This is a genomic window from Bradyrhizobium oligotrophicum S58 (assembly GCF_000344805.1).
GTDB lineage: Bacteria > Pseudomonadota > Alphaproteobacteria > Rhizobiales > Xanthobacteraceae > Bradyrhizobium > Bradyrhizobium oligotrophicum.
The window spans coordinates 1,339,222-1,365,353 of the sequence record NC_020453.1 but is presented as its reverse complement, the minus strand read 5'-3'; the positions used below and the strand labels follow the sequence as shown (position 1 = coordinate 1,365,353).

Sequence of the window (26,132 nt, the reverse complement as noted above, 5' to 3'; positions counted from 1 at the left end):
GACCTGGAACGAGACGCATGAAAAACGGCCCGCATTCGATCTCGAATGCGGGCCGTTTCATTTAGTCGATCACTTGAGCTCAGTAACGCCAGCGCTGCGGCTGCGGCCGGCTCGACGGACGCATCAACATCGCCAGCAGAAAACCGATGCCGCCGGCAACGAGAAGCGCGCCCATCGGATTGTCGTGCACCCGCTTGGTGAGAGCCTGAGTGCCGTCACGCAGCGCCTCGGTGCTATTGCCGAACGTATCCTTGGCGTAATCCATCGCGGCATCGCTGGCGTCGCGGGCGGCATCCTTGGCCTGGCCGTAGAGGTTCTGCACCGCGCCCGAAGCCTCGCGGGCGCGTCCCGACGCCTGCGTGCTCTTGTCGCCGGTCATTTGGCCGATTCCGCCCTCGACCTTGCCTGCGACATCCTTCGCCGTTCCGGTCAACCGATCCGTATCCATCGCCGCTCTCCTTGTCTGCAGTGTCTGCGTTTGCGGGCTTTCCGCTCTGCTAACCGGCTGAGGCGGCGACGGTTCCGACCGACTACAAAATCAGCCCGCCATCGACGACGATGGTCTGCCCGATGATGTAGGACGACAACGGCGAAGCGAGGAACAGCGCTGCACCGGCCATGTCCTGCGGCGTGCCCAGCCGCTTCAGCGGGATGCGCTGCAGGGCGCCTTCGAGACGCTGCGGATTGGCGGTCGTCACCTTCGTCATCTTGGTGTCGACGAGGCCCGGCGCGATGCCATTGACCCGGATGCCGTCCGCAGCCCAGGCTTCAGCCAGCGTGCGCGTCAGCCCGACCGCGCCGGTCTTGGAGGCATTGTAGGCCGGATTGCCCATGGTCGAGTGATAGGCTGCCGTCGAGGAGACGATGATCAGTGCTCCCTTCGCATCGCGCAGCAGGGGGTGAAACTTGGTCGCACAGGCCATCAGGCTGATGAGGTTGACCTCGACGACCTTGCGGAAGCCGTCCATGGCAAATTCGCCGCGGCGGTACAGCACCGCGCCCTGGGCCAGCACCAGCACGTCGAGCCGGTCGAAGCCCGGCGCAAACGCGTCGACCGCTGCGGCGTTGCTGACGTCGAGCTGCTGATAGTCCAGGCCTTCGAGATCACTGCCGTCGGCGGCAGAATAGTCGGCCGCACTGGCGCGCGTGCCGCAGACCGCGACATCGGCGCCCTGCGCGCGAAACGCCTGTGCGATGCCATTGCCGATGCCGCTGGAGCCGCCGATCACGAGCACCGAGCGTCCAGAGAAATCGAGTGCGTTCATCTCCCCTGCTCCATCATTGTTGTTGATGTTGTCGTCTGTGAGCAGCATGCGGCGACTGTCAACGCCGCTCAGGCCATCGCCGCTTGGTGACTCTGGTTCACTTCCTTGGCGTGAGCCGCCGCAACCGGCCGGGGGAATTGTCCTCGATGATCCAGACCGCACCATCCGGCGCGACCGCGACGTCGCGGATGCGCTCGCCCATGTCCCAACGCTCGACCTCATCGGGTTGGCCGTCGGCTTGGAACGCCACGCGCACCAGCGCGTGAGCCCGCAAGCCCCCGATCAGCGCCGATCCCTTCCACTGCGGGAACATCGCGCCATCGTAGAAGGCGAGGCCGGCCGGCGCGATCACCGGATCCCAGTAGAGCAACGGCGCAGCAAGCTCCGGCCGCGTCTTATGACGCGGGATCGGCGTGCCGTCATAATTGTCGCCGTTCGAGACCAGCGGCCAACCGTAGTTGCGGCCCGGCTCGATCAGGTTGAGTTCGTCGCCGCCACGCGGCCCCATCTCGTGCAGCCAGAGGCGCCCGTCCACGGCGAAGGCGAGACCGTAGGGATTGCGGTGACCCGTGGTCCATGTCTGCGCCGGCACGCCCTTGTCTTCAGCCATCGGATTGTCTGAGGGTGTCGAACCATCGAGATTGAGCCTGAGCACCTTGCCGCGCGCCTGGCGCTGATCCTGGGCGCTGTTCGGCTGCATGCGGTCGCCCACGCTGAGGAACAAATGCGTTCCCGACGGATCGAACGCGATGATGCCGCCGGGCTGACCGCCGCCGCCCGCCGGCGTCTGTCGCCAGATCACCGCAGGATCGGTCAGCGTGGCGCGATCGTTCGCAAGCGACAGAACGGCTCGGGTCAGAACGAGACGGCTGCCTTCGGCACTGGGCTCGGTGTAGCTGAAATAGACCTGCGACGTCGTGGCGAATGTCGGCGCGACCGCGATGTCCAACAGGCCGTTCTGTCCGCGAGCCGCAACGGCGGGAACGTTGCCGATCTCGGTCTTCTGCCCGCTCTGGGTGACGACGAAGATCCGGCCGGGCTTTTCGGTGATCAGCATCCGTCCATCCGGCAGGAATGCAATCGCCCAGGGCGTGTCGAACTCCGCCACGCTCTGCGCATCGAACGGCTGCACGGGGCTCGCCCTGCGGCCGCCGGCATTGATGCTCTCGGCCCGAGCTAGCGGTGCGGCAATGAGGCCCGCCGCGACCAGCGCCAACGTCATGAATGTCTTGTGCAGCGCCATGGTGACTCCGGTTGTTGATCATCGTCGCATGCAGCGTGAATGCGGCCGGTCACGATCGGTGCCTATCGAATGGGTCCGATTGGTGATACCCCGGCTATGAGCAGGCGAAGAGCATTTTTCCGTGAGCAGCAAATTTGCAGCCGCGCGTCATCCGCGCGCTGCTGCACCTGCGCCGATCGAACGGCCCGCCCGTCGTCAACCAAGCAGAAGGCGACCGACGTCAAACGCCGCGACGCGTGACGCCTGACGTGCCGGCATGACAGCCGTGCGCAACCGTGGTCCGCGCCTGCGTTGACTTCGCATCGCTCCGGCGTAGCCTTCGGGACCGAAGCGGACACGAGGCCGCCATCAGAGGACACGCAAGGAGGAGGCCATGGCGCTCGCCATCCGGCAGCTGCATCGGCATTTCGTCGGCGAAGTGACGGGCGTCGATCTGCGCAAGGCGCTGACACCGGACGAGGTTGCGCAGCTGCAGGCTGCCATCGATCACTACGCGGTACTGGTGTTTCAAGAGCAGGACATCACCGACGAACAGCAGCTCGCCTTCGCGCTCAATTTCGGCGAACGCGAGCAGGCACGCGGCGGCACGGTCACCAGGAAGGAAGACTACCGCCTCTCGACCGGGCTCAACGACGTCTCCAATCTCGGCAAGGACGGGCAGCCGCTGCCGCGAGACCACCGCACCCATCTGTTCAATCTCGGCAATTGCCTGTGGCATTCCGACAGCTCGTTCCGGCCAATCCCGGCGAAGTACTCGATCCTGTCGGCGCGCATCGTGAACCCTAAGGGAGGCAACACCGAGTTCGCCGACATGCGCGCGGCCTATGACGGGCTCGACCCCGAGACCAAGGCCGAGATCGAAGATCTCGTCTGCGAACATTCGCTGATGTATTCGCGCGGCTCGCTCGGTTTTCTCGACTACAGCGACGAGGAGAAGGAGATGTTCAAGCCGGTGCGGCAGCGGTTGGTGCGCACGCATCCCGCGCACGGCCGCAAGTCGCTCTATCTGTCATCGCATGCCGGTGCCGTCGTCGGCATGAGCATGCCGGAAGGACGGCTGCTGCTGCGCGACCTCACCGAGCACGCCACGCAGCCGGAGTTCGTCTACGTCCACCGATGGACGCTGCACGACCTGATCATGTGGGACAATCGCCAGACGATGCACCGCGTTCGCCGCTACGACCAGTCGCAACCGCGCGACATGCGCCGCGCCACGGTCGCCGGCACCGAGCCGACGGTCGCGCAGCAGGCGGCGGAGTAGCTGTGAGTTCAGGGACTGCTACCAAATATGCCGTCATTGCGAGGAGCGAAGCGACGAAGCAATCCAGGGCTATGCGCGCAGCCCTGGATTGCTTCGCTTCGCTCGCAATGACGATGGAGAGACACAAAGCGCATCAACAGATGGCTCGTATTCCGCGAGCGCTTGGACGTCAGCAGGATGATCGTCTCTACGCGTGCCCGGCGGCGTTGGACAGCATGCCGGGGTCGATACCGATCTTGCGCAGCGCCATATCGTATTTGTCCTCGACATTGTCGCCGAAGATCAGCTCGGGATCGGCATCGCAATGCAGCCAGCCATTGTCCTGGATCTCTTCCTCGAGCTGGCCGGCGCGCCAGCCGGCATAGCCGAGCGCGAGGATGGCGTGCTCCGGCCCATTGCCCTTGGCGATCGCCTTGAGGATGTCGATCGTCGTCGTCAGGCAGACGCCGTCATTGATCTTCAAGGTCGCGTTGGCGATGAAGTAGTCGCTCGAATGCAGCACGAAGCCGCGGCCGGTGTCGACCGGACCGCCGCTCAACACCTTCATCGTCTCGGCACTGTCGGGCAGACTGATCTGATCGTTCTTGTCGATGATATTCAGTTGCATCAACAGCTGCGGAAAGTCGATGCTGCCGGCCGGACGGTTCACCATGATACCCATGGCGCCCTCGGCCGAGTGCGCGCAGAGATAGATCACCGAGCGCTCGAAACGGGAATCGCCCATCACGGGCATGGCGACCAGCAGCTGGCCGTCCAGGTAACCACCGTGAGAGGTGTGATCCCCGATCCCCGTTACTTTGCGGCGAATGTCGCCCAGCCTTTTTGTCTCAGGATTCATCCGCAAGGACTCTCGTGATCGTTGATATCCTGATATTGGGATGCGCATCTGTCAATCAAGGTTCAGAGCCCGGCGACGAAATCCGCTCACAAGCAATTCAATGGTTTATGCCTGAACCGCACTCTAAAGACGTCTCATGTCCGCCTTGGTTCCTCACACCTCCGCCACACTGCTCGTCGCAACCCTCATGTCGTCCGGCCTTGCGTTCAGCGCACAGGCGCAGGACGCCTCGCCGTGGCAGCGCGACAGCCACTCCGCGGTGCGTTTGCTCGCGGGGTCGCGCAGCGGCCCGGTCATGCTCGGCGGCATCGCCGTTCAGCTGCAACCGGGATGGAAGACCTATTGGCGCATGCCCGGCGATTCCGGCGTGCCGCCGCGATTCGACTTTTCCAAGTCGGACAACGTCGAAGCCGTGACGGTTCTGTGGCCATCGCCCACCAAGTTCGATGACGGCGCCGGCGGCCATTCGCTGGGCTATCACGATCAGATCGTGCTGCCGCTGCGCATCGTCGCCAAGAACGCCGACAAGCCGATGACCCTGCGCGCCGACATCAGCTACGCGGTGTGCGAGAAGATCTGCATTCCGGTGGAGGCCAAGGCCGAACTCGCCTTCACCAGCGTCGCCAGCACCGAGGACACGGCGCTGTCGGCGGCGCTCGACACCGTGCCGAAGCCGGCCAATATCGGTGATCCCAACGCGCTGACGATCCGTGACGTCAGGCGCGACGGCAAGAAGGACGTCATCGTCGATGTCGCCGTGGCCGATCCACACGACGTCCACCTCTATGTCGAGGGACCGACACCGGACTGGGCACTGCCGATCCCGACCGCGCGCGACAGCGGCACGCCGGGCATCAAGCGCTTCGCCTTCGAGCTCGACGGCGTTCCGCCCGGCGTCAAGCCCGACGGCGCGGCGCTGAAGTTCACGCTGGTCGGCCCGGACAAGGCGTACGAGTTCAACGTCAACCTGCCATGACGGCGCGGCCGCTACGGTTGAGCCTCCCCGATCCAACCCATTCTTAACGATGCGTTGATAGGAGAGAGGCTTCGCCGCCATCAGCGCGGCCGTGGAGCCCCCGCCGTGGCCGTGACGGACGCCCGCAACGCCCCCGCATCGACAGGCCTCGCAGCCCGGCTGAAGGCGCGGCTGGCGGCATTCGGCGGCAGCGGCGAAGCTTCGCTGACGCGGCGGCTCGCCGGCACCATCTTCCTCATCCGCGTGCTCAGTGCCGGCCTTGCCTATCTCAGCCAGATCCTGCTGGCGCGCTGGATGGGCGGCTCGGATTACGGCACCTACGTCTATGTCTGGACCTGGGTGCTGCTGCTCGGCAGCATGCTCGATTTCGGCATCGCCTCCTCGGCGCAGAAGATCATTCCGGACTACCGCACCTCGGGCGAGCAGGCGCTGCTGCGCGGCTTTCTCTCCGGCGGCCGCTGGCTCACGCTGGCAACGTCCAGCATCGCTGCGCTGCTGCTCGCCGGACTGATCGCGCTGCTGTCGCCTTGGATCGACGCCGGCGAGCGCCTGCCGCTCTATATCGGCTGCCTGACCTTGCCCGCTTTCGTGGTCGCCAACACCCAGGACGGCATCGCGCGCTCGCACGACTGGATGACGCTCGGGCTGATGCCGCAATTCATCATCCGCCAGACGCTGATCATCGGCTTCACCGCGGGCGCCTTCGTGCTCGGCTTCGGCCTCGGCGCAACGGCTGCGATGGCCGCCAGCGCCGCCGCCGTTTGGATTGCGATGCTCGGCCAGATGCTGGTGCTGAACCGGCGACTCGGCCGCCATATCGAAGCGGGACCGAAACAGTACGATCTCAGAGGCTGGCTCGCGATCTCGCTGCCGATCCTGCTGGTCGAGAGCTTCTATCTGCTGCTGTCCTACACCGACGTGCTGGTGCTGCAGCAATTCCGCTCCTCCGAAGAGGTCGGCATCTATTTCGCGGTCGTCAAGACGCTCGCGCTGGTGTCGTTCATCCACTACGCGATGTCGGCGACGACGGCGCATCGCTTCGCCGAGTATCACGCGCTCGGCGACAAAGCGCGGCTGTCGGCCTATGTCGCGCATGCCATCAAATGGACGTTCTGGCCGTCGCTAGCGGCGACCCTGGTGCTGCTGGCGCTCGGCAAGCCGCTGCTGTTTCTGTTCGGCGCGCAGTTCACCGCCGGCTACGACATCATGTTCATTGCTGCGATCGGGCTCGTCGTCCGCTCGGCGATCGGGCCGGTCGAGCGTCTCTTGAACATGCTGGGCCAGCAGCGCGCCTGCGCCTCCGCCTATGCGGCGGCGTTCGCCATGAACCTCGTGCTGTGCATCGTGCTGGTTCCGCGCTTCGGCGGCCATGGCGCCGCAGCCGCCACCTCGCTGTCGCTCGCGTTCGAGACGGTGCTGCTGTTCCGCATCGTCAAGCAGCGGCTCGGGCTGCACGTTCTCGCCTTCGGCAAGGCGTCTTGAGGAACCGTTGTCGACGCATCTGGTGCGTCATCTTGGCCTCGATTTGACGGAACCTGGGACCGCACGCACTGCCGTCGCCGATCGCACAGCGATCACGCAAGCGTTTGGTGCAGCGCCTTGATATTGGCGCGATCCTCCGGGCACATGGTTTGATCGCGCGGGGGAGATTGAGATGTCGAGACTGGGGCTCGCACTATCGTTGGCCGGAACGTTGATGCTGGCCGGCTGCATGGAAGCGACGCTGTCGCCGACATCCGATGCGGCCCTGACGCCGCGCGACAGGCAGCTCCTGTCCCGCGCGCCCTATGCCGAAGCCCAGATCCCCGAACAGTTCCAGCGCCACATCGTCGAGTACACCCGGCAGGAACAGCCGGGCACGATCGTGGTCGATACCGATGCGCGCTTCCTGTACTACGTCCTTCCCGACCGCAAGGCGATCCGTTACGGCGTCGCCGTGGGCGAAGAGGCGATGGCTTTCTCCGGCGTCGCCACGGTCGGCAAGCTCGCCGAATGGCCGGACTGGGTTCCCACCGCCGACATCCAGGCGCGCCTCGGCCCGTATCCGAAGCGCGTCGCCGGCGGCCCGGCCAATCCGCTCGGCGCGCGCGCGATCTATCTCTACGAGGGCAACAAGGATTCGCTGTACCGGATTCACGGCACCAATCAGCCCGAATATATCGGCCAGGCCATTTCGTCCGGCTGCATCCGCATGACCAACACCGACGTCGCCGATCTCTACGGCCGCGTTCAGATGGGCTCGACGGTGGTCGTGCTGCCGCCGGGCCAGAGCGTCGCCTCCACCACCGCAAACGTGTTCGCGCGCCGCAGCTGATCGACGCGCTCCGTCGCGCGGCGACCAAGCCGCTAAACTCAAAGCGGCGCGGGCACGCTGAGAAATTCTGGCGGCACGTGGTCGGTCAACCAGACGCCGTTGTCGGCAACGTAGAATTTCAGACCGGCGCGATGCATCGCTGCGGCATCGACCTGCACGACGACGGGCTTGCCATGCCTGCGCCCGACATTCACGGCTGTGGCCTCGTCCAGCGACAGATGCACCTGCTGGCGTGACTGCGGCTTCAGACCCTGTGCCATGATCGGCTCGACGAACCGCGTCGCCGTTCCGTGATAGAGCACGGCAGGCGGCTCGCGCGGCGTCAGTCCAAGCTCCACGTTCACCGAATGGCCCTGCGCAGCACGAATGCGCTGCCCGTCCTCCGAGATGGTGAAGCGCTTCTTGTCGCTGGTCGCAACCACCTGCTCCAGATCGGCCCGGCTCAAGGCCGTCCCCGCGGCAGCCGCACGCGCGATCAGATCATCGATGGCCACCCAGCCCTGCGCATCCAGCACCAGGCCGATCGTCTCCGGCTGATGCCGCAGCACCAGGCTCAGAAACTTGCTCAAGCGGACCGGATCGAGGGCCATCGTCTTCGTCCTAGCCGTAGCGCAGCTTCAGGCTGAGGATCGCCGCGACCAGACCCAGCGTGATGGCGTTGGCGACGACCAGCGGCAAATCGCTGATCAGCGCGCCGTAGAGCAGCCACATCGAGTTGCCGGTGGTCTGCAGCACGAACATGCCCATCGAGATGTCATGGGTCGAGCGCGAGCGCCAGGCCTTGATGACCTGCGGCAGGAACGAACACGTGGTGCAGGTGGCGGCGCCGAGGCCGATGATCGTGGTCAGCAAGATTTGGATCCGTGCGCTGGTCGTGGACGCACGCTTGTAGAATGAGCCGCGCCGAAGCGAAACCCGCCTCGGCGCGAAACTGATCATTTGCTCGAGGTGCGCAGCCCCACCACACCCGCGTGTCATTGCCCGCGAAGGCGGGCAATCCAGTACGCGGCGGCCTCTCGATCGCTCACTGGCGTCTCTGGAATACTGGATCGTCCGCCTACGCGGACGATGACAGTGAGGGGTGTGGCAGGCCCGGCCGTAGCCAGACGACGCTACTCCGCCGTCCAGCCGCCGTCGATCGACAAATTGGTGCCGGTGATCTGCGCGGCATCGTCGCCGCACAGGAACAGCGCCAGTGCGGCGACCTGCTCCACGGTGACGAACTGCTTGGTCGGCTGGGCATCCAGCAGCACGTCGTTGATGACCTGCTCCTTGGTCATGTTGCGCGCCTTCATGGTGTCCGGGATCTGCTTCTCGACCAGCGGCGTCCAGACATAACCCGGCGAGATGCAGTTGCAGGTGACCTTGAAGGTCGCAAGCTCCAGCGCCACGGTCTTGGTCAGGCCGGCGATGCCGTGCTTCGCCGAGACATAGGCCGACTTGAACGGCGAGGCGACCAGCGAGTGCGCGGAAGCCGTGTTGATGATGCGGCCCCAGCCGCGCTTCTTCATGCCGGGCACGGCGGCGCGGATGCCGTAGAAGGCGGACGACAGATTGATCGCGATGATCTGCTCCCACTTCTCCGGCGGGAAGTCCTCGACCGGCGAGACGAACTGGATGCCAGCGTTGTTGACGAGGATGTCGACCGAGCCGAACGTGGTTTCGCCGAGCGCGATCATGCCGGCGATCTCGGCCGGCTTGCTCATGTCGGCCGGCGAATGCACGGCCTTGACCTTGTAGTCGCTCTCGATCGCCGCGCGCTCCTTTTCGATATCGGCAGGCGCGCCGAAGCCGTTGAGCACGATGTTGGCGCCGGCCGAGGCGAAGGCGCGCGCATAAGCGAGCCCGATGCCGCTGGTCGAGCCGGTCACGACCGCGGTCTTGCCCTTCAAATTCGTCGTCATGTGCTTCACTCCTTCTTGGCGGCAGCGAGGCTGCCGTCCTGCGTGAGATCGTAGGTGACCATGGTCTCGCCGGACTGCGGCCGCTCCAGCCAGTCCTTGTGAGTCATCGATTGGTGGACGTCGCGCACGCCCGCCTCCCAATGCTCGACCATCGCGACATGGGAGAAATCGTAGTCCTTCGAGGACGTCTCGTAGTTCTTGCTGCGGTAGATCAGGTGCACCACCGTCACGGTGTTCTCCTGCGCCGCCTTGCACAGGATCTCCAGTGACGGATCGTTGCGCAGCTCCTCCGGCAGCTTGGCATAGAGCTCGCGGAACGCCTTGCGCGTGTTGTGGATCATCCGGTTCTTGTCGGTGTTCATCCGCGTGCGGCTGGAATAGCGGATGTCCTTCTCGCGTTCGGCCGCCTCCAGCAGCGTCCGCGGCAGATCGCCGCGCGCGGAGAACAGATCGACCTGAAAGATCAGGAGGTCGCGATCGGTCTCGGTATCGAGCACGTAGTCGAGCGGCGTATTGGAGGCGATGCCGCCGTCCCAATAATGCTCGCCGTCGATCTCGACCGGCGGGAAGCCCGGCGGCAGCGCGCCCGAGGCCATGATATGCTCGGGCCCGATGCGCTTGCCCTGCTTGCTGAATTCGACATTGTCGAAATAGGTGAAGTTGCCGGAGGTGACGCCGACGGCGCCGACGGAGAGCCGCGTCTTGAGATCGTTGATGCGATCGAAGTCGACCAGCCGCTCCAGGGTCCGCTTCAGCGGCGCGGTGTCGTAATAACTGACCGATTGCAGGCTGCCGGATGGCCATAGCGGCGCCGGGGGAAAGCGCGGCGTGAAGAAGCCGGGCACGCCGAACGCTGCGATCAGCCCGGCGCTGACTTCGTTGAAGGCCGAGCGGTGATGGTCGCCGTTGAGCAACGGCTTCCACGGCACCGGCGACGATACCATCTCCCAGAATTCCTTGAGACGGCCGATGCGCTTGTCGCGGTCGTTGCCGGCGATGATCGCGGCGTTGATGGCGCCGATCGAGATACCGGCGACCCATTCCGGCTCGAAGTCGAAATGGCACAACGCCTGATAGGCGCCGGCCTGGTAGGAGCCGAGCGCGCCGCCGCCCTGCAGGACGAGTACGCGTCGGGACTGGGTGGGAGTTGCAGGCAGAGGGGGAAATGGATGTTGCGTCATTACCGCGGTCATTAGCAAAGCAAGGCGCCACCGTGGCGTCACTTCGCGGTGACGTCAATCCACGCCAAGAATCCACGCCAAGGGAGGTCGGGGACGGGGCCATCGGCCCGAACGCGTGACCGCCGACCGTGCAATCCGCTGCGCAACCCGGCGTCAGGCCTGCCTGTCAGGACGGCTTCTTGCCGTCCGGCGCGGCCAGGATCATGGTCCAGAACACCTTGTACTTGGTATTCGGAGCATAGCTCGCCGCGATGCCTATTTTTGTGACACCGGTCTTCAGCATGTTGGCGCGATGCGGCGGCGAGTCGCGCCAGCCGGAAAACGCTTCTGCCAGCGTGTGATAGCCGGCCGACACGTTCTCGACCGCAACGGTTGCATCGTAGCCGGCGCCGTTCAGCCGCTTGGCCAGCGGCGCGCGCACGTCATGATCGAGCTTGTTCTTGTCGGCCATCGCCTGCGACTGCGATTCCGCCAGCCGCATCAGCTCCGGATCGACCTCGACCATGCCGAGCCCGTTGTTCTGGCGGTATTGCGATATCATCGTCGCCGCAGCGACAGCATCGAGCTTCGCTCCGGCCACCGCCATGTCGGCATACATGGTCGGTGCCTGCACGACCGGCGCCTCAGCTGCGCAGCCGGCGAGCAGGAATGCAACGGAGAGTGCGAGTGCCAGATGCTTCAATGAACCAGTCCCTATGCCGACGCGAGAGGCGGGTTGTTGCACATCAACCGTGGCTGAAAGGTGAATCGGAGGTAAGTTCCATTCCGACAATTGCTGCCGTTTTGGCCGGCAACGGTTCGTCAACCATGTCAACGGCGCGGTCAAGCCTGCAAGGTGGACCAAACCTCTGGAGCCCTGCCAATCGTGTGCCGAGCAAGGCGCCCCAAAACCGGGTGTCGTCCCGGCCTCCGCGCCGGGACCCATCACCCCAGGGAATGGTTCGAGGCAGGCGGGACGACCAGCCGTTTCTCACCGCGACATCACGCGGTATGGGTCCCGGCGTTCGCCGGGACGACAGCGGAGGTTGTGGCGCGCAGCTGAGCTAGGACGTTGCCGGGCTTTGTCCGCGACGACACCGAATGTTTGGCCGGCTGTCTTGGACCAACGACATCTAATCGGAGGCTGAGCTCAGCGGGTCCTCACCCGCCCGCAAAAATCCGATAGTGCCGCGGCTTCAATCCGACGCGATCGCCGACCCTGAGTTCGCGGTCGCGCGGGGCGTCGATCTCGATCGTCGCCATGCCCTCAGTCAGCGCGATCTCGGCGCGCTGCACCGGGCCGAAGCTGCGGACATGGGTGATGGCGCCGTCCAGCGTGCCGCTGCCGGCCGGGCCGATCACCATGTCGTGGCGGCGCACGAACAAGGTCGAAGCGCCGACGGCCGCGCCCTCGGCGGCGAGATCCAGCGGGCGCCCCTTGAGATGCACGGCGCCGCCGGAGATCTCGACCGGCAGCATGATCGATTCGCCGATGAAGCCGTGGACGAAGGCGGTCGCGGGAGCGTCATAGACGTCGCTCGGCGAGCCGACCTGCTCGATGCGGCCCTTGTCCATCACGACGACGCGGTGCGCGACCTCGAGCGCCTCTTCCTGGTCGTGGGTGACGAAGATCGACGTGACGTTGATGGAGTGATGCAAGGTGCGCAGCCATTGCCGCAGCTCCTTGCGCACCTTCGCGTCGAGCGCGCCGAACGGCTCGTCGAGCAGCAGGATGCGCGGCTGGATGGCGAGCGCGCGCGCCAGTGCGATGCGCTGGCGTTGGCCGCCGGAGAGCTGGCTCGGATAGCGGTCGGCGAGCCAATCGAGTTGCACGAGATCGAGCAGCTCCTTCACCCGCGCGCGGATCTCGGCCTCGCTCTTGCGGATACGGCGCGGCTGCACGCGCAGGCCGAAGGCGACGTTCTCGAATACGTTCATGTGGCGAAACAGCGCATAGTGCTGAAACACGAAGCCGACGTGACGCTCGCGGGCGCCGCGATCGAGCGCGCTCTCGCCGTCGAACAGGATCTCGCCGGAGTCGGGCCATTCCAGCCCGGCGATGATCCGCAGCAACGTCGTCTTGCCCGACCCGGACGGACCCAGCAGCGCCAGCAATTCGCCGTCGGCGACCTTGAGATCGACGCCGTCGAGCGCCTTGAACGTGCCGAACGTCTTGACGACACCCCTGACTTCAATGGTCACGCGGACCTCCCTCATCGAGTTGCCGTTCGAGGACGGTTTTGACGACCAGCGTGATCAGCGCGAGCATCGCCAGCAGCGAGGCGATCGCGAACGAGGCGACCATCTGGTATTCGTTGTAGAGGATCTCGACCAGCAGCGGCATCGTGTTGGTCTCGCCGCGGATGTGGCCGGACACCACGGAGACGGCGCCGAACTCGCCCATCGCACGCGCGTTGCAGAGAAGCACGCCGTACAGCACGCCCCATTTGATGTTCGGCAAGGTGACGCGGAAGAAGGTCTGCAGGCCGGACGCGCCGAGCGAGACCGCCGCTTCCTCCTCCTGCGTGCCCTGCTCCTGCATCAGCGGAATCAGCGCCCTCGCAACGAACGGGAATGTCACGAACACGGTCGCAAGCGCGATGCCCGGAAACGCGAACAGGATCTGCAGGCCATGGCTCTGCAGCCACGGGCCGAAGAAGCCCTGCGCGCCGAACAGCAGCACGAAGACGAGGCCTGAGATCACCGGGCTCACCGAGAACGGCAGATCGATCAGGGTGATCAGGAACGTCTTGCCGGGAAAGTCGAACTTGGCGATCGCCCAGGCGGCGCACAGGCCGAATACGAGATTGGTGCCGACCGAAACCAGCGCCACCAGCAAGGTCAGCCTGATCGCGTCCCACGCCTCGGCGTCGGCGAGCGCGGTGAAATAGGCCGCAATACCCTTGCCGAAGGCCTCGACGAACACGACGATCAGCGGCAGCACGACAAACACCGACAGGAATGCCAATGCGAGTGTCGTGATGACGATCCGGACCAGGCGCGGCTCGGTGCGCGGGTCCGGCCGGCCGGCCTGGGCCACGCGCTGCCTCGTCGCTGATGACGCCACGGAGGGCGCCTGCAGGGTCATCTCCACGCTCATCTCACGTCCTAATTCAACGGCGCCCGGCTCTGCGCCCAGCGCTGCAGCCGGTTCACGGCAAAGATGATCAGGAACGCCACGACCAGCATCACCACCGCGATCGCGGTGGCATCGGCGTAGCGGAATTCGGACAACCGGATCACGATCAGCAGCGGCGCGATCTCGGAGACGTTCGGCAGGTTGCCGGCGATGAAGATCACCGATCCATACTCACCGACGGCGCGTGCAAAGGCGAGCGCAAAGCCGGTCAGCAGCGCCGGCGTCAGGCTCGGCAGGATCACGCGCGTGACGATCTGCCAGCGCCCGGCGCCGAGGCTCGCCGCCGCCTCCTCGATCTCGGGATCGAGGTCGATCAGCACCGGCTGCACGGTGCGGACCACGAAGGGAATGCCGATGAAGATCATGGCGACGAAGATGCCAAGCGGCGTGAACGCCACCTTGATCCCCATTGCGGCGAGCGGCGCGCCGAGCCAGCCCTTCTGGGTGAACAGCGCCGTCAGGGCCACGCCCGCCACCGCCGTCGGCAGCGCGAACGGAACGTCGACGATGGCGTCGAACAGGCGGCGCCCGGGAAAGCGGTAGCGCACCAGCGCCCACACGACGATGGTGCCCATCACGAGATTCACGCAGGCGGCGGCGAAGGCGAGCCCGAACGAGATCTTGAGCGCACTCAGGGTGCGCCGGCTGGTGACGATGCCCCAGAACTGGTCGAGGCTGAGATCAGTCGAGCGGACGAACAGCCCCGCGAGCGGAATCAGGACGATCAGAGACAGCCAGGTCAGCGTCAGTCCCATGGTGAGACCAAAGCCCGGCAAGGTGCTGCGACGTGGTGCAAGTACGTTCAAAAAAAGGCCTGGTCCATTGATGAGAGATATCGATGATCGGTGTCCGCCCGCCGCCCCCTTGCCTCGTCGGCCGAGACCGGGGACAGCGTCTCACGCGCAGTGTCGCAGATCGCCGCAACGCCGGCTTCTGACCTTGTGGGTTCGAAGCCGTACCAGACCGGCGGTCACCAACTCCTTCCTCGTGATTCGATCAATTCTTATAGATTTGATCGAAGATCCCGCCTTCCGCAAAATGCTCCTTCTGAGCCTTGGTCCAGCCGCCAAACACTTCGTCGATGGTGAACAGCTCGACCTTGGCGAAGGCAGCCTCGTATGTCTTGGCGACCTCGGGATCCCGCGGACGGTAGGAGTTGCGTGCGGCAATTTCCTGACCTTCCTTTGTATACCAGTATTTCAGGTAGGCTTCGGCCACACTCCGCGTGCCCTTCTTGTCAGCCACCGTATCGACCACCGCAACTGGCGGTTCGGCCAGAATAGACAGCTGCGGCGCCACGATCTCGAACTTGTCCTTGCCGAATTCGCGCAGCGCCAGATAGGCCTCGTTCTCCCAGGCGAGCAGGACATCGCCGACACCGCGCTCCACGAACGTCACCGTGGCGCCGCGTGCGCCGGTGTCGAGCACGGGAACGTGCTGATAGAGATCGCCGACGAACTGCTTGGCCTTGTCGGCCGACCCGAGCTTCTTCAGCGCATAGCCCCAGGCGGCGAGATAGTTCCAGCGGGCGCCACCGGACGTCTTGGGATTGGGCGTGATCACCTCGACGCCCTTCTTGAGCAGGTCGTCCCAGTCCTTGATGCCCTTGGGGTTGCCCTTGCGGACCAGGAAAACGATGGTCGACGTGTAGGGCGATGCATTCTGCGGCAACCGCTTCTGCCACTCCTTGTCGAGCAGCCCCTTGCCCGCGATCGCGTCGATGTCATAGGCGAGCGCCAGAGTCACGACGTCGGCCTGCAGGCCATCGATCACGCTGCGGGCCTGCGCACCGGAGCCGCCATGCGACTGCTTGACCTCGACGCTCTTGCCGGTCTCCTTCTGATAGGCGGCCGAAAATGCCTTGTTGAACTCGACATAGAGCTCGCGGGTCGGGTCGTAGGAGACGTTGAGCAGGTTGATATCAGCCGCATAGGCCGATCCCGCCCATGCCAGCCCCGCGACAACCGCCAGAAGACGCCGCATCATCCAAGCTCTCCATTCCCAGGCCCGCGATGTTGCAGGCGCGCACGCCAGATCGCCGGATGTGCACGTCAGAGTCAACGAAAGCGGATTTTCTTGTTTCCGATCGGACATAGGCATTCTGCTACGAAGCGCTCGGCATTGGGATGGTTGTTCTGCCGCGGCGCAATGTCGTCATGGCGTCCCGGAAAGCCGGCCGATAACGCCTCACTAAACCGGGGACGTCACCACCGTGTGGATGCCGCACTCCGTCTTGCCGCGGCCGCGCCAGCGTCCGGCGCGCTCGTCTTCAGCGGACTCCGATCGGCTGGTGCAGGGCATGCAGCCGATCGAGCGGAAGCCGGAGGCCACCAGCGGATGCTGCGGCAGGTTGGCGGCGCGATAGATCTCGGCGATGTCCTCTCGCGTCACGTTCGCGAACGGGTTGAACTTGACACGTGCGCCGTCCTGCTCGACGACCGGGATCGCGGCACGCAGGCCGCCCTGGAAGCGCTTGCGGCCGTTGATCCAGGCGGTGAAGGGCGCCAGCGCACGTGCCAGCGGCTCGACTTTGCGGATCCGGCAGCAGGCGTCGGGATCGGAGAACCACAGCTCGTTGTCGGCGTCCTCGCGCGCCAGCGCCGCCGCGTCGGGCTTCATCGAGCGCACGTCCTGCAGGCCGAGGATTTCGATCAACTGGTCGCGATAGGCGAGCGTCTCGGCGAACATGTGTCCGGTGTCGAGGAAGATCACGGGGATCGCCGGATCGACATCGGCCGTCACTTTCAGAAGTGCCGCCGACTCCGTGCCGAACGACGACACCACGGCGAGCCGCTCGCGACCGATCGCCTGCAGCGCAGCGGCGATGACCTCACGCGGCGCAGCCATGCGCAGCGCAGCGTCGAGCGCCGCGACCGGCGTCTCTACGACGAGAGGTGATGCGGCAAGCGTGCTCACAGCCCGGCACTCTCCGAATGGCGCAGTTGCAGGCGCTGATGCAGCGCCGAGATCCGGCCATCGCCGGCCGGCTGGTAGAACACCGAATAGCGCTTCACGGTTTCTGTGAAGGCCTCGGCATCCGCCTGCTTCTTGACCTCGAAGGCGTCGAAGCCGGCGCGCAGCATGAACACGAACTGGTCGCGCAGCACCTGCCCCGTCGCGCGCAGCTCGCCGCGATAGCCGTAGCGCTCACGCAACAGGCGCGCCTGGGTATAGGCGCGGCCGTCGCGGAAGCTCGGAAACACCAGCCCCACCAGCGCGAGGCGGTCGAGATGTGGCACGAGGTCGTCGACGTCGCGGTTGTTCGGCCAGATCACCCCACACTTGCCACCGGTGCGGCCGAGCAGCGCCTGCGGATCCGCGAGCAAGCGCGTTTCCGACACCAGGATCGCGCCCTGCGCCGGCAGTTCGGCATCGTCGGTGATGCGGACGAATTCGTCCGCGATGATGTGTCCGCCCTTAACGAGTGGCATAAACCCGCTCCCTGAATGGTTCGACCCCGAGCCGCTTCACCGTGTCGACGAACAGCTCTTCGGGACGCGCGCGCAGCGCAAGATAGGCTTCGACGATGTCCTCGACGACGTCGGCGACTTCGGCATAGGGCACCGCGGGTCCGATCAGGGTGCCGAGCTCGGCGCCCTCGTCGGCGCGGCCGCCGATCGTGATCTGATAGAATTCCTCGTTGTTCTTCTCGACGCCGAGAATGCCGATATGGCCGACATGGTGGTGGCCGCAGGCATTGATGCAGCCGGAGATGTTGACGTGCAGCCGGCCGATCAAATTCGCCGTGTCGTGATTGGCGAAGCGGCGCGTGATCTCCTGCGCGATCGGAATCGAGCGCGCGTTCGCCAGCGAGCAGTAGTCCAGGCCCGGGCAGGCGATGATGTCGGAGACCAGGTTGACGTTGGGGATTGCAAGGCCGATCGCCTCGAGCGCCTTCCAAACCGCCGGCAGATCGCGCTTGCGGACATGCGGCAGCGCCAGGTTCTGCTCATGGCCGACGCGGATCTCGCCGAACGAGTACTTGTCGGCGATATCAGCGAGCGCATCCATCTGGTCCGCGGTCGCGTCACCCGGCGGCTTGCCGACCGGCTTCAGCGACACGGTGACGATGGCGTAGCCCTGCACCTTGTGGGCAGACACCGAGTTCTTGCGCCAGGCCTCGAATTTCGCATCGTGGGCGGCCTGCTTGAGCTCGTCCGGCATGTGCGGCAGCGTCTCGTAGGCCGGGTAGAAGAAGCGCGAGCGGATGTCCTCGATGATCCCGTCGTCGAGCTTGAGCACGCCGTCGCGGATCTGCTGCCACTCCTCCTCGACCTCGGCCGCGAACTTCTCGATGCCGAGCTCGTGCACCAGGATCTTGATGCGCGCTTTGTAGATGTTGTCGCGGCGGCCGTACTGGTTGTAGACGCGCAGGATCGCCTCGACGTAGCTGAGGATGTCGTGGCCGTGGACGAACGGCTTGATGGTCTTGGCGATGAAGGGCGAGCGCCCGAGGCCGCCGCCGACCAGCACCTCGAAGCCGGTCTGGCCCTGCTCGTTCTTCAGAAGACGCAGGCCGATGTCGTGGATCTTGATGGCGGCGCGGTCGTGCTCGGAGGCCGTGATCGCGATCTTGAACTTGCGCGGCAGGAACGAGAATTCCGGATGCAAGGTCGTGAACTGGCGCAGCAGCTCGGCCCAGATGCGCGGATCCTCGATCTCACCAGGCGCGACGCCGGCCCACTGGTCCGATGTGACGTTGCGCATATTGTTGCCGGAGGTCTGCATCGACTGGATGCCGACCTCGGCCAGGTCAGCCATCGCATCCGGCAACTCGGCGAGCTTGATCCAGTTGAACTGGATGTTCTGCCGGGTCGTGAAGTGACCGTAGCCGCGATCGTAGCGGCGCGCGACATGCGCGAGCCGGCGCAGCTGCTCGGAGGACAGCGTGCCGTAGGGAATGGCGATGCGGTACATGTAGGCGTGCAGCTGCAGATAGACGCCGTTCTGCAGCCGCAGCATCTTGAACTCGTCCTCGGACAATTCGCCCGACAGCCGCCGCTTCACCTGGTCGCGGAATTCGGCGACGCGCTCGTTGACCAGGGTGCGGTCGATTTCATCATAAGCGTACATGACAGGGCCTTCAGGCTTGAGCCGGGAGCGCGATCGTGGCGCCCGTGAGCCGGATGTGTTCACGCATATTGCCGGGCTTGACCGCGCCGTCCGCAGCGACCTCGACGGGGGCGATATAGGGACCAATGGCGCCGAGATCATCGGCCACGGCTTCCGTCAGCAGCGCACGGGCTTCATCGGCGGTGCGCACGATGGCAGCATCGCGCAACTCATCCGACCAGCTGTTGGCGCCGGTGCGGTAGATCACCGCGCCGTCCCAGGTCCGGTTCGCGGTGATGATCGAGGGACCGGTGATCTTGATCTTCTGTTGCAGCGGGGAGGTCATTCAGACGGGTTCCAGGAGTTTTGCAATCACGCCACTGAGATTCTGCTGACGCCATGGCGCCGAATGCGCCACGACATCACCGATGATGAGAATGGCCGGGCCGCCATCGATCCTGCCGACGAGATCCGGCAACTGATCGAGCGTGCCGACCGCCGCCTGCGCATCGGCCCGCGTCACCTTGGCGAACACGCCGACCGGCGTCTGCGGCGAACGACCGGCGGCGAGGAGACCGGTGCGCACGGCCGGCGCGGCGGTCATGCCCATGTAGACGACGACGGTCATCTTCGTATCTGTCAGGACCGACCAGTCGACCGCCTCGGCGTCACGCTCCTTGTGCGCGGTGAGGAAGGTGATGCGCAGCGCCTTGCTGCGGAACGTCAGCGGTACCTCGAACTGAGCTGCGGCGCCGAGGCCGGCCGTGATGCCGGGGACGATGGTGTAGGACACGCCGGCCTTGCGCAGCGCATCGACCTCTTCGCCGCCGCGGCCGAACACGAAGCAATCGCCGCCCTTCAGGCGCACCGCGCGCTTGCCCTCGCGCGCGGCGTCGATCAGGAGCTTGTTGACGGCGTCCTGGCCGATCCCGGGCTTGCCGACCCGGCGGCCGACCGGCACGCGCGAGGCGTCGCGGCGGATGCGGTCGAGAATCTCTGATGTCACCAGCTCGTCGTAGTACACGACGTCGGCATCCTGCAGCGCGCGTAGCGCCTTGATCGTCAGCAGATCGGGATCGCCGGGACCGGCGCCCACCAGCGTCACATGGCCTTCGCTGCGGCCGGCATGGTCCGCGCCCGCATAGGCCGTGGGATCGGCGATGCCGTGCAGCGCCGCCTCGGCTTCCTGCTTGCGCCCCGCGAGCACCAGCGCGCCGATCGGGCCGTCGACGATGCGCTCCCAGAAGCGGCGGCGCAGCGGCATCTCGGTGATGACAGGATTGATGGTCTTGCGGAAGTCGCCGATGAAGCTCGCGAGCTCGCCGATCCGCGCCGGCAGCAGCGCCTCGATGCGCTCGCGCACGCGCCGCGCCACGACAGGCGACGAGCCGCCGGTGCCGATCGCGACCACGACGTCGCCACGATCGACGATCGCCGGAAAGATGAAGCTGGAATGCGCGAGGTCATCCATCACGTTGACGGGAAGACCCGCCGATCGCGCCCGCGCCGACATCGCCACGCCAAGATCGCCGGCGCCGGCGCACAACACAGCGATGACACCGCTGAGATCGGCACTCAGCGGATCGCCGTCGGCGCGCTCGATCTGGCCGTGCTCATCGCGCAGACCTGCGAGATCGAAGTCACCATCGGTCGCAAACCAGCGAATGCGCGCGCCCGCTGACAGCAACACCCGAAGCTTGGCGCGCACCAGCTCGCCCGCGCCGATCAGCAGCACGGGTCCGGTCTTCAGATCGAGAAACACCGGCAGATATTGCATTGCGTTCTTCGGTTTTGACTCTTCGGGGTTGACTGGAATTATTTTCTATATAAGTGTCCCCATCAGAACGCAAAGAGAAAAATATTCCTTGGCTTCGCCATAGAATTTTCTCCCAAGCAGGCGATGGCTGTTAGCATGCACATTCTCACAAACGACGTTTCCAGAGATCGGTTGCCCTCGACCGAGTTCGAGCAAGCATCTTCCATGCCGCGCGTCCTGAGCGCCGCGCCGACGATGGACCATCTCGACCAGTTGGAGGCGCAGAGCATTTACATTCTCCGCGAGGCCTTTGCACGGCTGAAGAAGCTTGCGCTGCTGTGGTCGCTCGGAAAAGATTCCAACGTGATGATCTGGCTGGCGCGCAAGGCGTTCTTCGGCCGCGTGCCGTTTCCGGCCATGCATGTCGACACCGCCAAGAAGTTTCCCGAGATGTACGCCTTCCGCGACACCTACGCGAAGGAATGGGGCCTCGACCTGAAGATCGAGCCGTGCCCGCCGATCGATGCCGTCGATCCCACTTTGCCGCCCGCAGCACGCTCGGCTGCGCGCAAGACCGAGGGCCTCAAGATGGCGCTCGCCAAGTACGGCTTCGACGGCCTGATCGCCGGCATCCGCCGCGACGAGGAGGCGACGCGCGCCAAGGAGCGCGTGTTCTCGCCGCGGGGCGCCGAAGGCAACTGGGACGTCCGCGACCAGCCGCCGGAGTTTTGGGATCACTTCAACGCCTCGCCGCCGCAGGGCGCACACCTGCGCATCCATCCGATCCTGCATTGGACCGAGGCCGACATCTGGGCCTACACGGCACGCGAGAACATCCCGATCATCCCGCTGTATCTGTCCAAGAACGGCAAGCGCTATCGCTCGCTCGGCGACCAGGACATCACCAACCCCGTGGCATCCAACGCCTCCAATATCCCCGAGATTCTCGCCGAGCTCGAAAGCACCAAGGTGCCGGAGCGCGCCGGCCGCGCCCTCGACCACGAGACCGAGGACGCGTTCGAGCGGCTTCGCGTCGCCGGCTATCTGTGAGCGGAGCTTAAGGCGATGAACATGAGAGTTTCGTCCGCAGCCCCCGCCACGCCGAACGGCACCACCCGTCCGCAGGTCAGCATCGTCATCGTCGGCCATGTCGATCATGGCAAGTCGACCCTGGTCGGCCGCCTGCTGCATGAGACCGGCAGCCTGCCCGACGGCAAGCTCGAGATGCTACAGGCCGTCTCGGCCCGCCGCGGCATGCCGTTCGAATGGTCGTTCCTGCTCGACGCGCTGCAGACCGAGCGCGACCAGGGCATCACCATCGACACCACGCAGATCCGCTTCCGCACCAATGCGCGCGAGGTCGTGCTGATCGACGCGCCCGGCCACGCCGAATTCCTGCGCAACATGATCACCGGCGCCTCGCAGGCCGACGGCGCGGTGCTGATCATCGACGCGCTCGAAGGCGTGCGCGACCAGACCCGCCGCCACGGCTATCTCCTGCATCTGCTCGGCGTGAAGCAGGTGGCGGTCGTCGTCAACAAGATGGACCGCGTCGACTTCGGCCAGGCCCGCTTCGACGAGATCAAGGCCGAGATTTCGGCGCATCTCGAAGGTCTCGGCGTCAAGCCGGTCGCCGTCATTCCGATCTCAGCGCGCGACGGCGATGGCGTCGCCGAGCTGACGTCGCGCATCGGCTGGTATCGCGGCCCGACCGTGGTCGAGGCGCTCGATGGCCTGGAGCCGGCAAAGCCGCTGTCGAGCCTGCCGCTGCGGCTGCCGGTGCAGGCGATCTACAAGTTCGACGACCGCCGCATCGTCGCCGGCCGCGTCGAGGCAGGCGAACTGCGCACCGGCGATGAGATCGTGATCATGCCGGCCGGCAAGATCGCCAAGATCAAGACCGTCGAGGGCTGGCCGCAGACGCCAGTCACCACGCCGCAAGGCGCGGGCCGCTCGGTCGGCATCACGCTCGACCGCGAGCTGTTCATCGAGCGCGGCGACGTCATCGCCCATGTCGGCCGCGAGCCGCAGGCGGCGCGCCGGCTGCATGCCCGCATCTTCTGGCTGCACGACCAGCCGCTGTCGAAAGGCGACAGCATCCTGGTGCGGCTCGGCACCCGCGAGGCCCGCGGCAGCGTGGTTGCGATCGAGAAGGCCGTCGATCCCGGCTCGCTGTCCAACGAGGAAAACCGTGCCATCGCGCGCAATCATGTCGGTGAGATCGAGATCGCGCTGACCCAGCCGGTCGCCGTCGATCCCTACACCGAGAATGCGCGCACCGGCCGCCTCGTCATCGAGGTTCAGGGCCGCATCGCCGGCGGTGGTCTGGTGCTGACGGTCGACGCCGGCAAGCGCGCTCAGCCGGTCGACATCATGCCGGTGGAATCGGCGCTGCAGCCGCAGGAGCGTGCCGACCGCTATCGCCACAAGGGCGCGGTGGTCTGGATGACCGGCCTGCCCGGCGCCGGCAAGTCCACGCTCGCCCGCGCGCTGGAACGGCGGCTGTTCAGCCGCGGCGGCGCGCCCGTGCTGCTCGACGGCGACACCGTGCGCGCCGGCCTTAACAAGGATCTCGGCTTCACGCCGGAGGATCGCGCCGAGAACATCCGCCGCCTCGCCGAGGTCGCGACCCATCTCGCCCGCAACGGCCACATCGCGATCGTCGCCGCGGTGTCACCGGCACGCGACGACCGCGCCGCGGCGCGCCGCGTCGCCGGCGATCTGTTCCGAGAGATCCATGTCGCGACCGCGGCCGAGATCTGCGAGAGCCGCGATCCCAAGGGGCACTACGCCAAGGCCCGCGCCGGAAATTTGCAGAACTTCACCGGCATCGGCACCGACTACGAGCCGCCGCTCGACGCGGAGCTCGTGATCGACACCGCCACACGCGGCATCGCTGACGCCACCGACGAGCTCGAGGCCCTGCTGTTGCGGACCGGCGTGCTGTTCGACGACATCGCCGATCTCGGCGCCAACATCTGATTGCGTAGTCATGCAACAGTCATTCCGGGGCAAGGCCGCAGGCCTTGAACCCGGAATGACGATGAAGACGCGAGACCGCCAGCTTCTTGTCAGACCTGCGCTACAGCGCGCCGACATAGGCGGTGAGATCGTCGAGCTCGGCCTCGGTCGGCAGCCGTGACTCCATCTTCTTGGCATAGAACTCCCACATCAGCTTGACCGCGTCGCGCAGCGACGCCGTGCGGCCGTCATGGAAATACGGCGCGGTCGACGCGGCCGCGTGCAGGGTCGGCACCTTGAACTTGCCGCCGGTGCCGATGTCGTCCTTGCTCTTCTTGTCGAAGCTCGGCAACTGGTGGCAGGTGCCGCAGCCGCCGTCGCCGACGTAGAGATCGTAGCCGCGCTTCACCGCCGCGCTCGCATCCGCCGACGGCGTGCCGTCATCCTTGACCTGCCAGTTCTTCGGATAGTTCAGCGTACGCACATAGGCGACCAGCGCCGCCAACGATTCCTTCGACGGCTCCGCCCCCTTCATGCGGTTGACGATGATGCCGCGGATGCTGTCCTCCAGCGTCGCCGCCTGGCCGGCCCAGCCGAACACCGCGCGCTCGCCGACGCCCCACAGGGTCGGCGTATTGCGGCCGTTGGGATCGCCGTCGGCGACGACGTCGAGGCCGACATAGGTCTTGTTGTTGGTATGCCCGGTCGAGAAGTGGCAGGTGGCGCAGGAGGCCTTGTTGCCGCCCGACAGGCTCGCGTCGTTGAACAGCTCAAGCCCCTTGGCGGCGAGCTCCGCCTCGGAGAGCTGCGCCGGCGGCGTCACCGCCGCGCCAACCGTGGTGGGCGGCGCCAACGGATTCTCCGCGGCCACCGGCGTGACGGGCACCGTCGTGGGCTGCGCCGTCTTGGACGGCATCGGCTCGGACTGCATCGGCTTGGGCTTCCGCGCCATCGCGGCGTGCAGCGCCTTGCGCTTCCTGGCCGCAACGCTGGCGTGCCGGACCCTGTGCTTCCGGACCGGCGCAATGGCAATGTGCGCAGGCTTCGGCTTTGCCGCAGCCGCCAGGATCTGCAGCAATGTCGGCTTCTTTGCAGCTGCAGGGAGGTAGGACGCCGTCGACCTGTCGGCTGCGAGGGCGGGCAGAGCAAGCAGGCCGAGACACAGGACGACTGACCTCAGCCCAGTGAACGCCATCACCCGCCTCCCCCAACATCCTCTAGCTGCAAATCGTTATCGGTAGCCTTTACGTCCGAAGTGGGACTGTGCGGGGGCAATGAATCGGCGCACGCAGGTGTGAGCGGCTTCAGCTGCGCCCGTCTCCGATGGTCGTTCCCTCATCTGCAAACGCCCGCCAACACGCACGTGGAGATCGCCGGTGCCCCCTTGCACAATTCGACCGTGACCGTGACAATGCGGCGTCGTTCGCGGGGGCGGTGACGATGACGACAACGCTGGCTGCAAGACGGATTCGCGCGCGGGTGGCAGGCGCGCTGATCACCATCATGACGGCAGCCACTGCATCGGCGCAGCCGGCCACGGCACCGCCGATCGCCGAATTCGGCACGCTGCCCGACGCCATGATCTTCTACGTCGCCCATGGCGCGCCCGACGCCTGCGGTCCCGGCTGTGCCGACTGGATCGCCGCCGAAGGCACCATCCAGTTCGACACCTTCAAGCGCCTGATCGCGATCCTCGACCGCCAGTCCGGCCGCAAGCTGCCGGTCATCATCAACAGCCGCGGCGAGGCCAACCTCAATGTCGCCGTCAGCATGGGCCGCATCCTGCGCGACCGCGGCCTCGATGCCAGCCCCGGACGCACGCTGGTCGACGCCTGCCGCGACAAGCCGCAAGCCGATTGCATGACACTGAAGCGATCGGGCGGCCCATTGGATGCGAAGCTCGATGGTCAGCCGATCGTGTGCGAGACCTCCTGCGTGCTGATGCTGGCCGGCGGCGTGCATCGCAGCCTGCCGCCGCAGACGAAGGTCGAGCTCGTCGGCATGGAGATCCGCAACCGGCTCGCGCCCAACGTCTCCGCCGAGCATCGCGCCGGCCTGACCACCTATTACGGCGAGCAAGTCCGGCACTATCTGCGCGAGATGGGCATCGACCCCGGCCTGGTCGACATCGTCGACCGCAACTGGGCCGACCGCAAACGCCCGACCGAGGTGCCGCCCGCAGCCTGGCTCAAATTCGGCCTCGTCACCTCGGGCGCGCTGTAGGCGGCAAGGCAACAGACGACGAGCTTATCCTGCCCGAAAA

At 65.7% G+C, this 26,132-nt stretch carries 26 protein-coding genes; 7 read left to right on the top strand and 19 right to left on the bottom strand.

All coding sequences use genetic code 11. The features are described 5' to 3' along the window. Positions 1–79: 79 nt before the first annotated feature. The 3 genes from S58_RS05890 to S58_RS05880 form a co-directional block, all read right to left on the bottom strand. Positions 80–448, bottom strand: a complete 369-nt coding sequence (locus tag S58_RS05890; RefSeq protein ID WP_015664337.1) for a CsbD family protein — start codon at positions 446–448, stop codon at positions 80–82. A gap of 82 nt (positions 449–530) precedes the next feature. Beyond that, complete coding sequence (locus S58_RS05885; RefSeq protein WP_042340580.1) at positions 531–1,265, bottom strand: SDR family NAD(P)-dependent oxidoreductase; 735 nt, start codon at positions 1,263–1,265, stop codon at positions 531–533. 97 nt (positions 1,266–1,362) lie between these two features. After that, positions 1,363–2,508, bottom strand: a complete 1,146-nt coding sequence (locus tag S58_RS05880; protein ID WP_015664335.1) for a PQQ-dependent sugar dehydrogenase — start codon at positions 2,506–2,508, stop codon at positions 1,363–1,365. 373 nt (positions 2,509–2,881) lie between these two features. Between S58_RS05880 and S58_RS05875 the strand changes: the two genes are divergently transcribed. Continuing rightward, positions 2,882–3,769 carry a TauD/TfdA dioxygenase family protein gene (locus S58_RS05875; RefSeq protein ID WP_015664334.1) on the top strand — a complete coding sequence of 296 codons (888 nt, stop codon included), beginning with the start codon at positions 2,882–2,884 and terminating at the stop codon, positions 3,767–3,769. Positions 3,770–3,956: 187 nt separating this feature from the next. On the opposite strand, the gene S58_RS05870 is transcribed toward S58_RS05875, so the two are convergent. After that, positions 3,957–4,607, bottom strand: a complete 651-nt coding sequence (locus S58_RS05870) for a YqgE/AlgH family protein (protein ID WP_015664333.1) — start codon at positions 4,605–4,607, stop codon at positions 3,957–3,959. Positions 4,608–4,743: 136 nt separating this feature from the next. Between S58_RS05870 and S58_RS05865 the strand changes: the two genes are divergently transcribed. The 3 genes from S58_RS05865 (at position 4,744) to S58_RS05855 (ending at position 7,897) form a co-directional block, all read left to right on the top strand. Further along, complete coding sequence (locus S58_RS05865) at positions 4,744–5,583, top strand: protein-disulfide reductase DsbD domain-containing protein (RefSeq protein ID WP_015664332.1); 840 nt, start codon at positions 4,744–4,746, stop codon at positions 5,581–5,583. Positions 5,584–5,688: 105 nt separating this feature from the next. Continuing rightward, a complete protein-coding gene (locus tag S58_RS05860; protein ID WP_015664331.1) occupies positions 5,689–7,065 on the top strand; it encodes a lipopolysaccharide biosynthesis protein in 1,377 nt (458 codons plus the stop codon). Between the two features lie 172 nt (positions 7,066–7,237). Continuing rightward, a complete protein-coding gene (locus S58_RS05855) occupies positions 7,238–7,897 on the top strand; it encodes a L,D-transpeptidase (RefSeq protein ID WP_015664330.1) in 660 nt (219 codons plus the stop codon). 38 nt (positions 7,898–7,935) lie between these two features. Here the strand turns inward: S58_RS05855 and S58_RS05850 are convergent, their stop codons facing one another. From S58_RS05850 to cysG, 14 genes are all read right to left on the bottom strand, one after another. Next, positions 7,936–8,487 carry an RNA 2'-phosphotransferase gene (locus S58_RS05850; protein WP_015664329.1) on the bottom strand — a complete coding sequence of 184 codons (552 nt, stop codon included), beginning with the start codon at positions 8,485–8,487 and terminating at the stop codon, positions 7,936–7,938. Positions 8,488–8,497: 10 nt separating this feature from the next. Continuing rightward, the gene (locus S58_RS05845; RefSeq protein WP_015664328.1) at positions 8,498–8,749 is read right to left on the bottom strand and encodes a SemiSWEET transporter; all 252 of its coding nucleotides are present in this window, start codon (positions 8,747–8,749) and stop codon (positions 8,498–8,500) included. Positions 8,750–9,009: 260 nt separating this feature from the next. Next, positions 9,010–9,801, bottom strand: coding sequence for a 3-hydroxybutyrate dehydrogenase (locus tag S58_RS05840; protein ID WP_015664327.1), 792 nt, complete (start codon positions 9,799–9,801; stop codon positions 9,010–9,012). Between the two features lie 5 nt (positions 9,802–9,806). Then, on the bottom strand, positions 9,807–10,982 hold the full coding sequence (locus tag S58_RS05835) for a DUF3734 domain-containing protein (protein WP_015664326.1): 1,176 nt from the start codon (positions 10,980–10,982) through the stop codon (positions 9,807–9,809). A 166-nt stretch (positions 10,983–11,148) separates the two neighbouring features. Continuing rightward, complete coding sequence (locus S58_RS05830) at positions 11,149–11,664, bottom strand: CAP domain-containing protein (protein ID WP_015664325.1); 516 nt, start codon at positions 11,662–11,664, stop codon at positions 11,149–11,151. A gap of 458 nt (positions 11,665–12,122) precedes the next feature. Beyond that, a complete protein-coding gene (locus S58_RS05825; protein WP_015664324.1) occupies positions 12,123–13,163 on the bottom strand; it encodes a sulfate/molybdate ABC transporter ATP-binding protein in 1,041 nt (346 codons plus the stop codon). Beyond that, complete coding sequence (gene cysW / locus S58_RS05820) at positions 13,153–14,061, bottom strand: sulfate ABC transporter permease subunit CysW (protein ID WP_015664323.1); 909 nt, start codon at positions 14,059–14,061, stop codon at positions 13,153–13,155. Before cysW ends, S58_RS05825 begins: the two co-directional genes overlap by 11 nt. 8 nt (positions 14,062–14,069) lie before the next feature. Then, positions 14,070–14,906, bottom strand: a complete 837-nt coding sequence (gene cysT / locus S58_RS05815; protein ID WP_083938509.1) for a sulfate ABC transporter permease subunit CysT — start codon at positions 14,904–14,906, stop codon at positions 14,070–14,072. Positions 14,907–15,096: 190 nt separating this feature from the next. After that, complete coding sequence (locus S58_RS05810; RefSeq protein WP_015664321.1) at positions 15,097–16,086, bottom strand: sulfate ABC transporter substrate-binding protein; 990 nt, start codon at positions 16,084–16,086, stop codon at positions 15,097–15,099. Between the two features lie 204 nt (positions 16,087–16,290). Continuing rightward, positions 16,291–17,016, bottom strand: a complete 726-nt coding sequence (locus S58_RS05805) for a phosphoadenylyl-sulfate reductase (protein ID WP_015664320.1) — start codon at positions 17,014–17,016, stop codon at positions 16,291–16,293. After that, positions 17,013–17,531, bottom strand: a complete 519-nt coding sequence (locus tag S58_RS05800) for a DUF934 domain-containing protein (RefSeq protein WP_015664319.1) — start codon at positions 17,529–17,531, stop codon at positions 17,013–17,015. The genes S58_RS05805 and S58_RS05800 overlap by 4 nt, the downstream gene beginning before the upstream one ends. After that, positions 17,518–19,173 (bottom strand): nitrite/sulfite reductase, encoded by a 1,656-nt coding sequence (locus tag S58_RS05795; protein WP_015664318.1) that lies wholly within the window; start codon positions 19,171–19,173, stop codon positions 17,518–17,520. The genes S58_RS05800 and S58_RS05795 overlap by 14 nt, the downstream gene beginning before the upstream one ends. 10 nt (positions 19,174–19,183) lie before the next feature. Beyond that, complete coding sequence (locus S58_RS05790; protein WP_015664317.1) at positions 19,184–19,498, bottom strand: DUF2849 domain-containing protein; 315 nt, start codon at positions 19,496–19,498, stop codon at positions 19,184–19,186. Further along, positions 19,499–20,929 (bottom strand): siroheme synthase CysG, encoded by a 1,431-nt coding sequence (gene cysG, locus S58_RS05785; RefSeq protein ID WP_015664316.1) that lies wholly within the window; start codon positions 20,927–20,929, stop codon positions 19,499–19,501. A gap of 234 nt (positions 20,930–21,163) precedes the next feature. Between cysG and cysD the strand changes: the two genes are divergently transcribed. Both cysD and cysC read left to right on the top strand, forming a co-directional pair. Next, positions 21,164–21,958, top strand: a complete 795-nt coding sequence (gene cysD, locus S58_RS05780) for a sulfate adenylyltransferase subunit CysD (RefSeq protein WP_042340579.1) — start codon at positions 21,164–21,166, stop codon at positions 21,956–21,958. Between the two features lie 15 nt (positions 21,959–21,973). After that, positions 21,974–23,890 (top strand): adenylyl-sulfate kinase, encoded by a 1,917-nt coding sequence (gene cysC / locus S58_RS05775; RefSeq protein ID WP_015664314.1) that lies wholly within the window; start codon positions 21,974–21,976, stop codon positions 23,888–23,890. Positions 23,891–23,990: 100 nt separating this feature from the next. On the opposite strand, the gene S58_RS05770 is transcribed toward cysC, so the two are convergent. After that, on the bottom strand, positions 23,991–25,064 hold the full coding sequence (locus tag S58_RS05770) for a cytochrome-c peroxidase (protein WP_042338830.1): 1,074 nt from the start codon (positions 25,062–25,064) through the stop codon (positions 23,991–23,993). Positions 25,065–25,372: 308 nt separating this feature from the next. Between S58_RS05770 and S58_RS05765 the strand changes: the two genes are divergently transcribed. Further along, a complete protein-coding gene (locus S58_RS05765) occupies positions 25,373–26,092 on the top strand; it encodes a hypothetical protein (RefSeq protein ID WP_377813150.1) in 720 nt (239 codons plus the stop codon). Positions 26,093–26,132 lie beyond the last annotated feature (40 nt).

Bases quoted from the DNA above. Each gene is read 5' to 3' on its own strand.
- S58_RS05890 (WP_015664337.1), bottom strand. From the start codon at position 448: ATGGATACGGATCGGTTGACCGGAACGGCGAAGGATGTCGCAGGCAAG.
- S58_RS05885 (WP_042340580.1), bottom strand. From the start codon at position 1,265: ATGAACGCACTCGATTTCTCTGGACGCTCGGTGCTCGTGATCGGCGGC.
- S58_RS05880 (WP_015664335.1), bottom strand. From the start codon at position 2,508: ATGGCGCTGCACAAGACATTCATGACGTTGGCGCTGGTCGCGGCGGGC.
- S58_RS05875 (WP_015664334.1), top strand. From the start codon at position 2,882: ATGGCGCTCGCCATCCGGCAGCTGCATCGGCATTTCGTCGGCGAAGTG.
- S58_RS05870 (WP_015664333.1), bottom strand. From the start codon at position 4,607: ATGAATCCTGAGACAAAAAGGCTGGGCGACATTCGCCGCAAAGTAACG.
- S58_RS05865 (WP_015664332.1), top strand. From the start codon at position 4,744: ATGTCCGCCTTGGTTCCTCACACCTCCGCCACACTGCTCGTCGCAACC.
- S58_RS05855 (WP_015664330.1), top strand. From the start codon at position 7,238: ATGTCGAGACTGGGGCTCGCACTATCGTTGGCCGGAACGTTGATGCTG.
- S58_RS05850 (WP_015664329.1), bottom strand. From the start codon at position 8,487: ATGGCCCTCGATCCGGTCCGCTTGAGCAAGTTTCTGAGCCTGGTGCTG.
- S58_RS05840 (WP_015664327.1), bottom strand. From the start codon at position 9,801: ATGACGACGAATTTGAAGGGCAAGACCGCGGTCGTGACCGGCTCGACC.
- S58_RS05835 (WP_015664326.1), bottom strand. From the start codon at position 10,982: ATGACGCAACATCCATTTCCCCCTCTGCCTGCAACTCCCACCCAGTCC.
- cysW (WP_015664323.1), bottom strand. From the start codon at position 14,061: ATGAGCGTGGAGATGACCCTGCAGGCGCCCTCCGTGGCGTCATCAGCG.
- S58_RS05810 (WP_015664321.1), bottom strand. From the start codon at position 16,086: ATGATGCGGCGTCTTCTGGCGGTTGTCGCGGGGCTGGCATGGGCGGGA.
- S58_RS05800 (WP_015664319.1), bottom strand. From the start codon at position 17,531: ATGCCACTCGTTAAGGGCGGACACATCATCGCGGACGAATTCGTCCGC.
- S58_RS05795 (WP_015664318.1), bottom strand. From the start codon at position 19,173: ATGTACGCTTATGATGAAATCGACCGCACCCTGGTCAACGAGCGCGTC.
- S58_RS05790 (WP_015664317.1), bottom strand. From the start codon at position 19,498: ATGACCTCCCCGCTGCAACAGAAGATCAAGATCACCGGTCCCTCGATC.
- cysG (WP_015664316.1), bottom strand. From the start codon at position 20,929: ATGCAATATCTGCCGGTGTTTCTCGATCTGAAGACCGGACCCGTGCTG.
- cysD (WP_042340579.1), top strand. From the start codon at position 21,164: ATGGACCATCTCGACCAGTTGGAGGCGCAGAGCATTTACATTCTCCGC.
- cysC (WP_015664314.1), top strand. From the start codon at position 21,974: ATGAACATGAGAGTTTCGTCCGCAGCCCCCGCCACGCCGAACGGCACC.
- S58_RS05770 (WP_042338830.1), bottom strand. From the start codon at position 25,064: ATGGCGTTCACTGGGCTGAGGTCAGTCGTCCTGTGTCTCGGCCTGCTT.
- S58_RS05765 (WP_377813150.1), top strand. From the start codon at position 25,373: ATGACGGCAGCCACTGCATCGGCGCAGCCGGCCACGGCACCGCCGATC.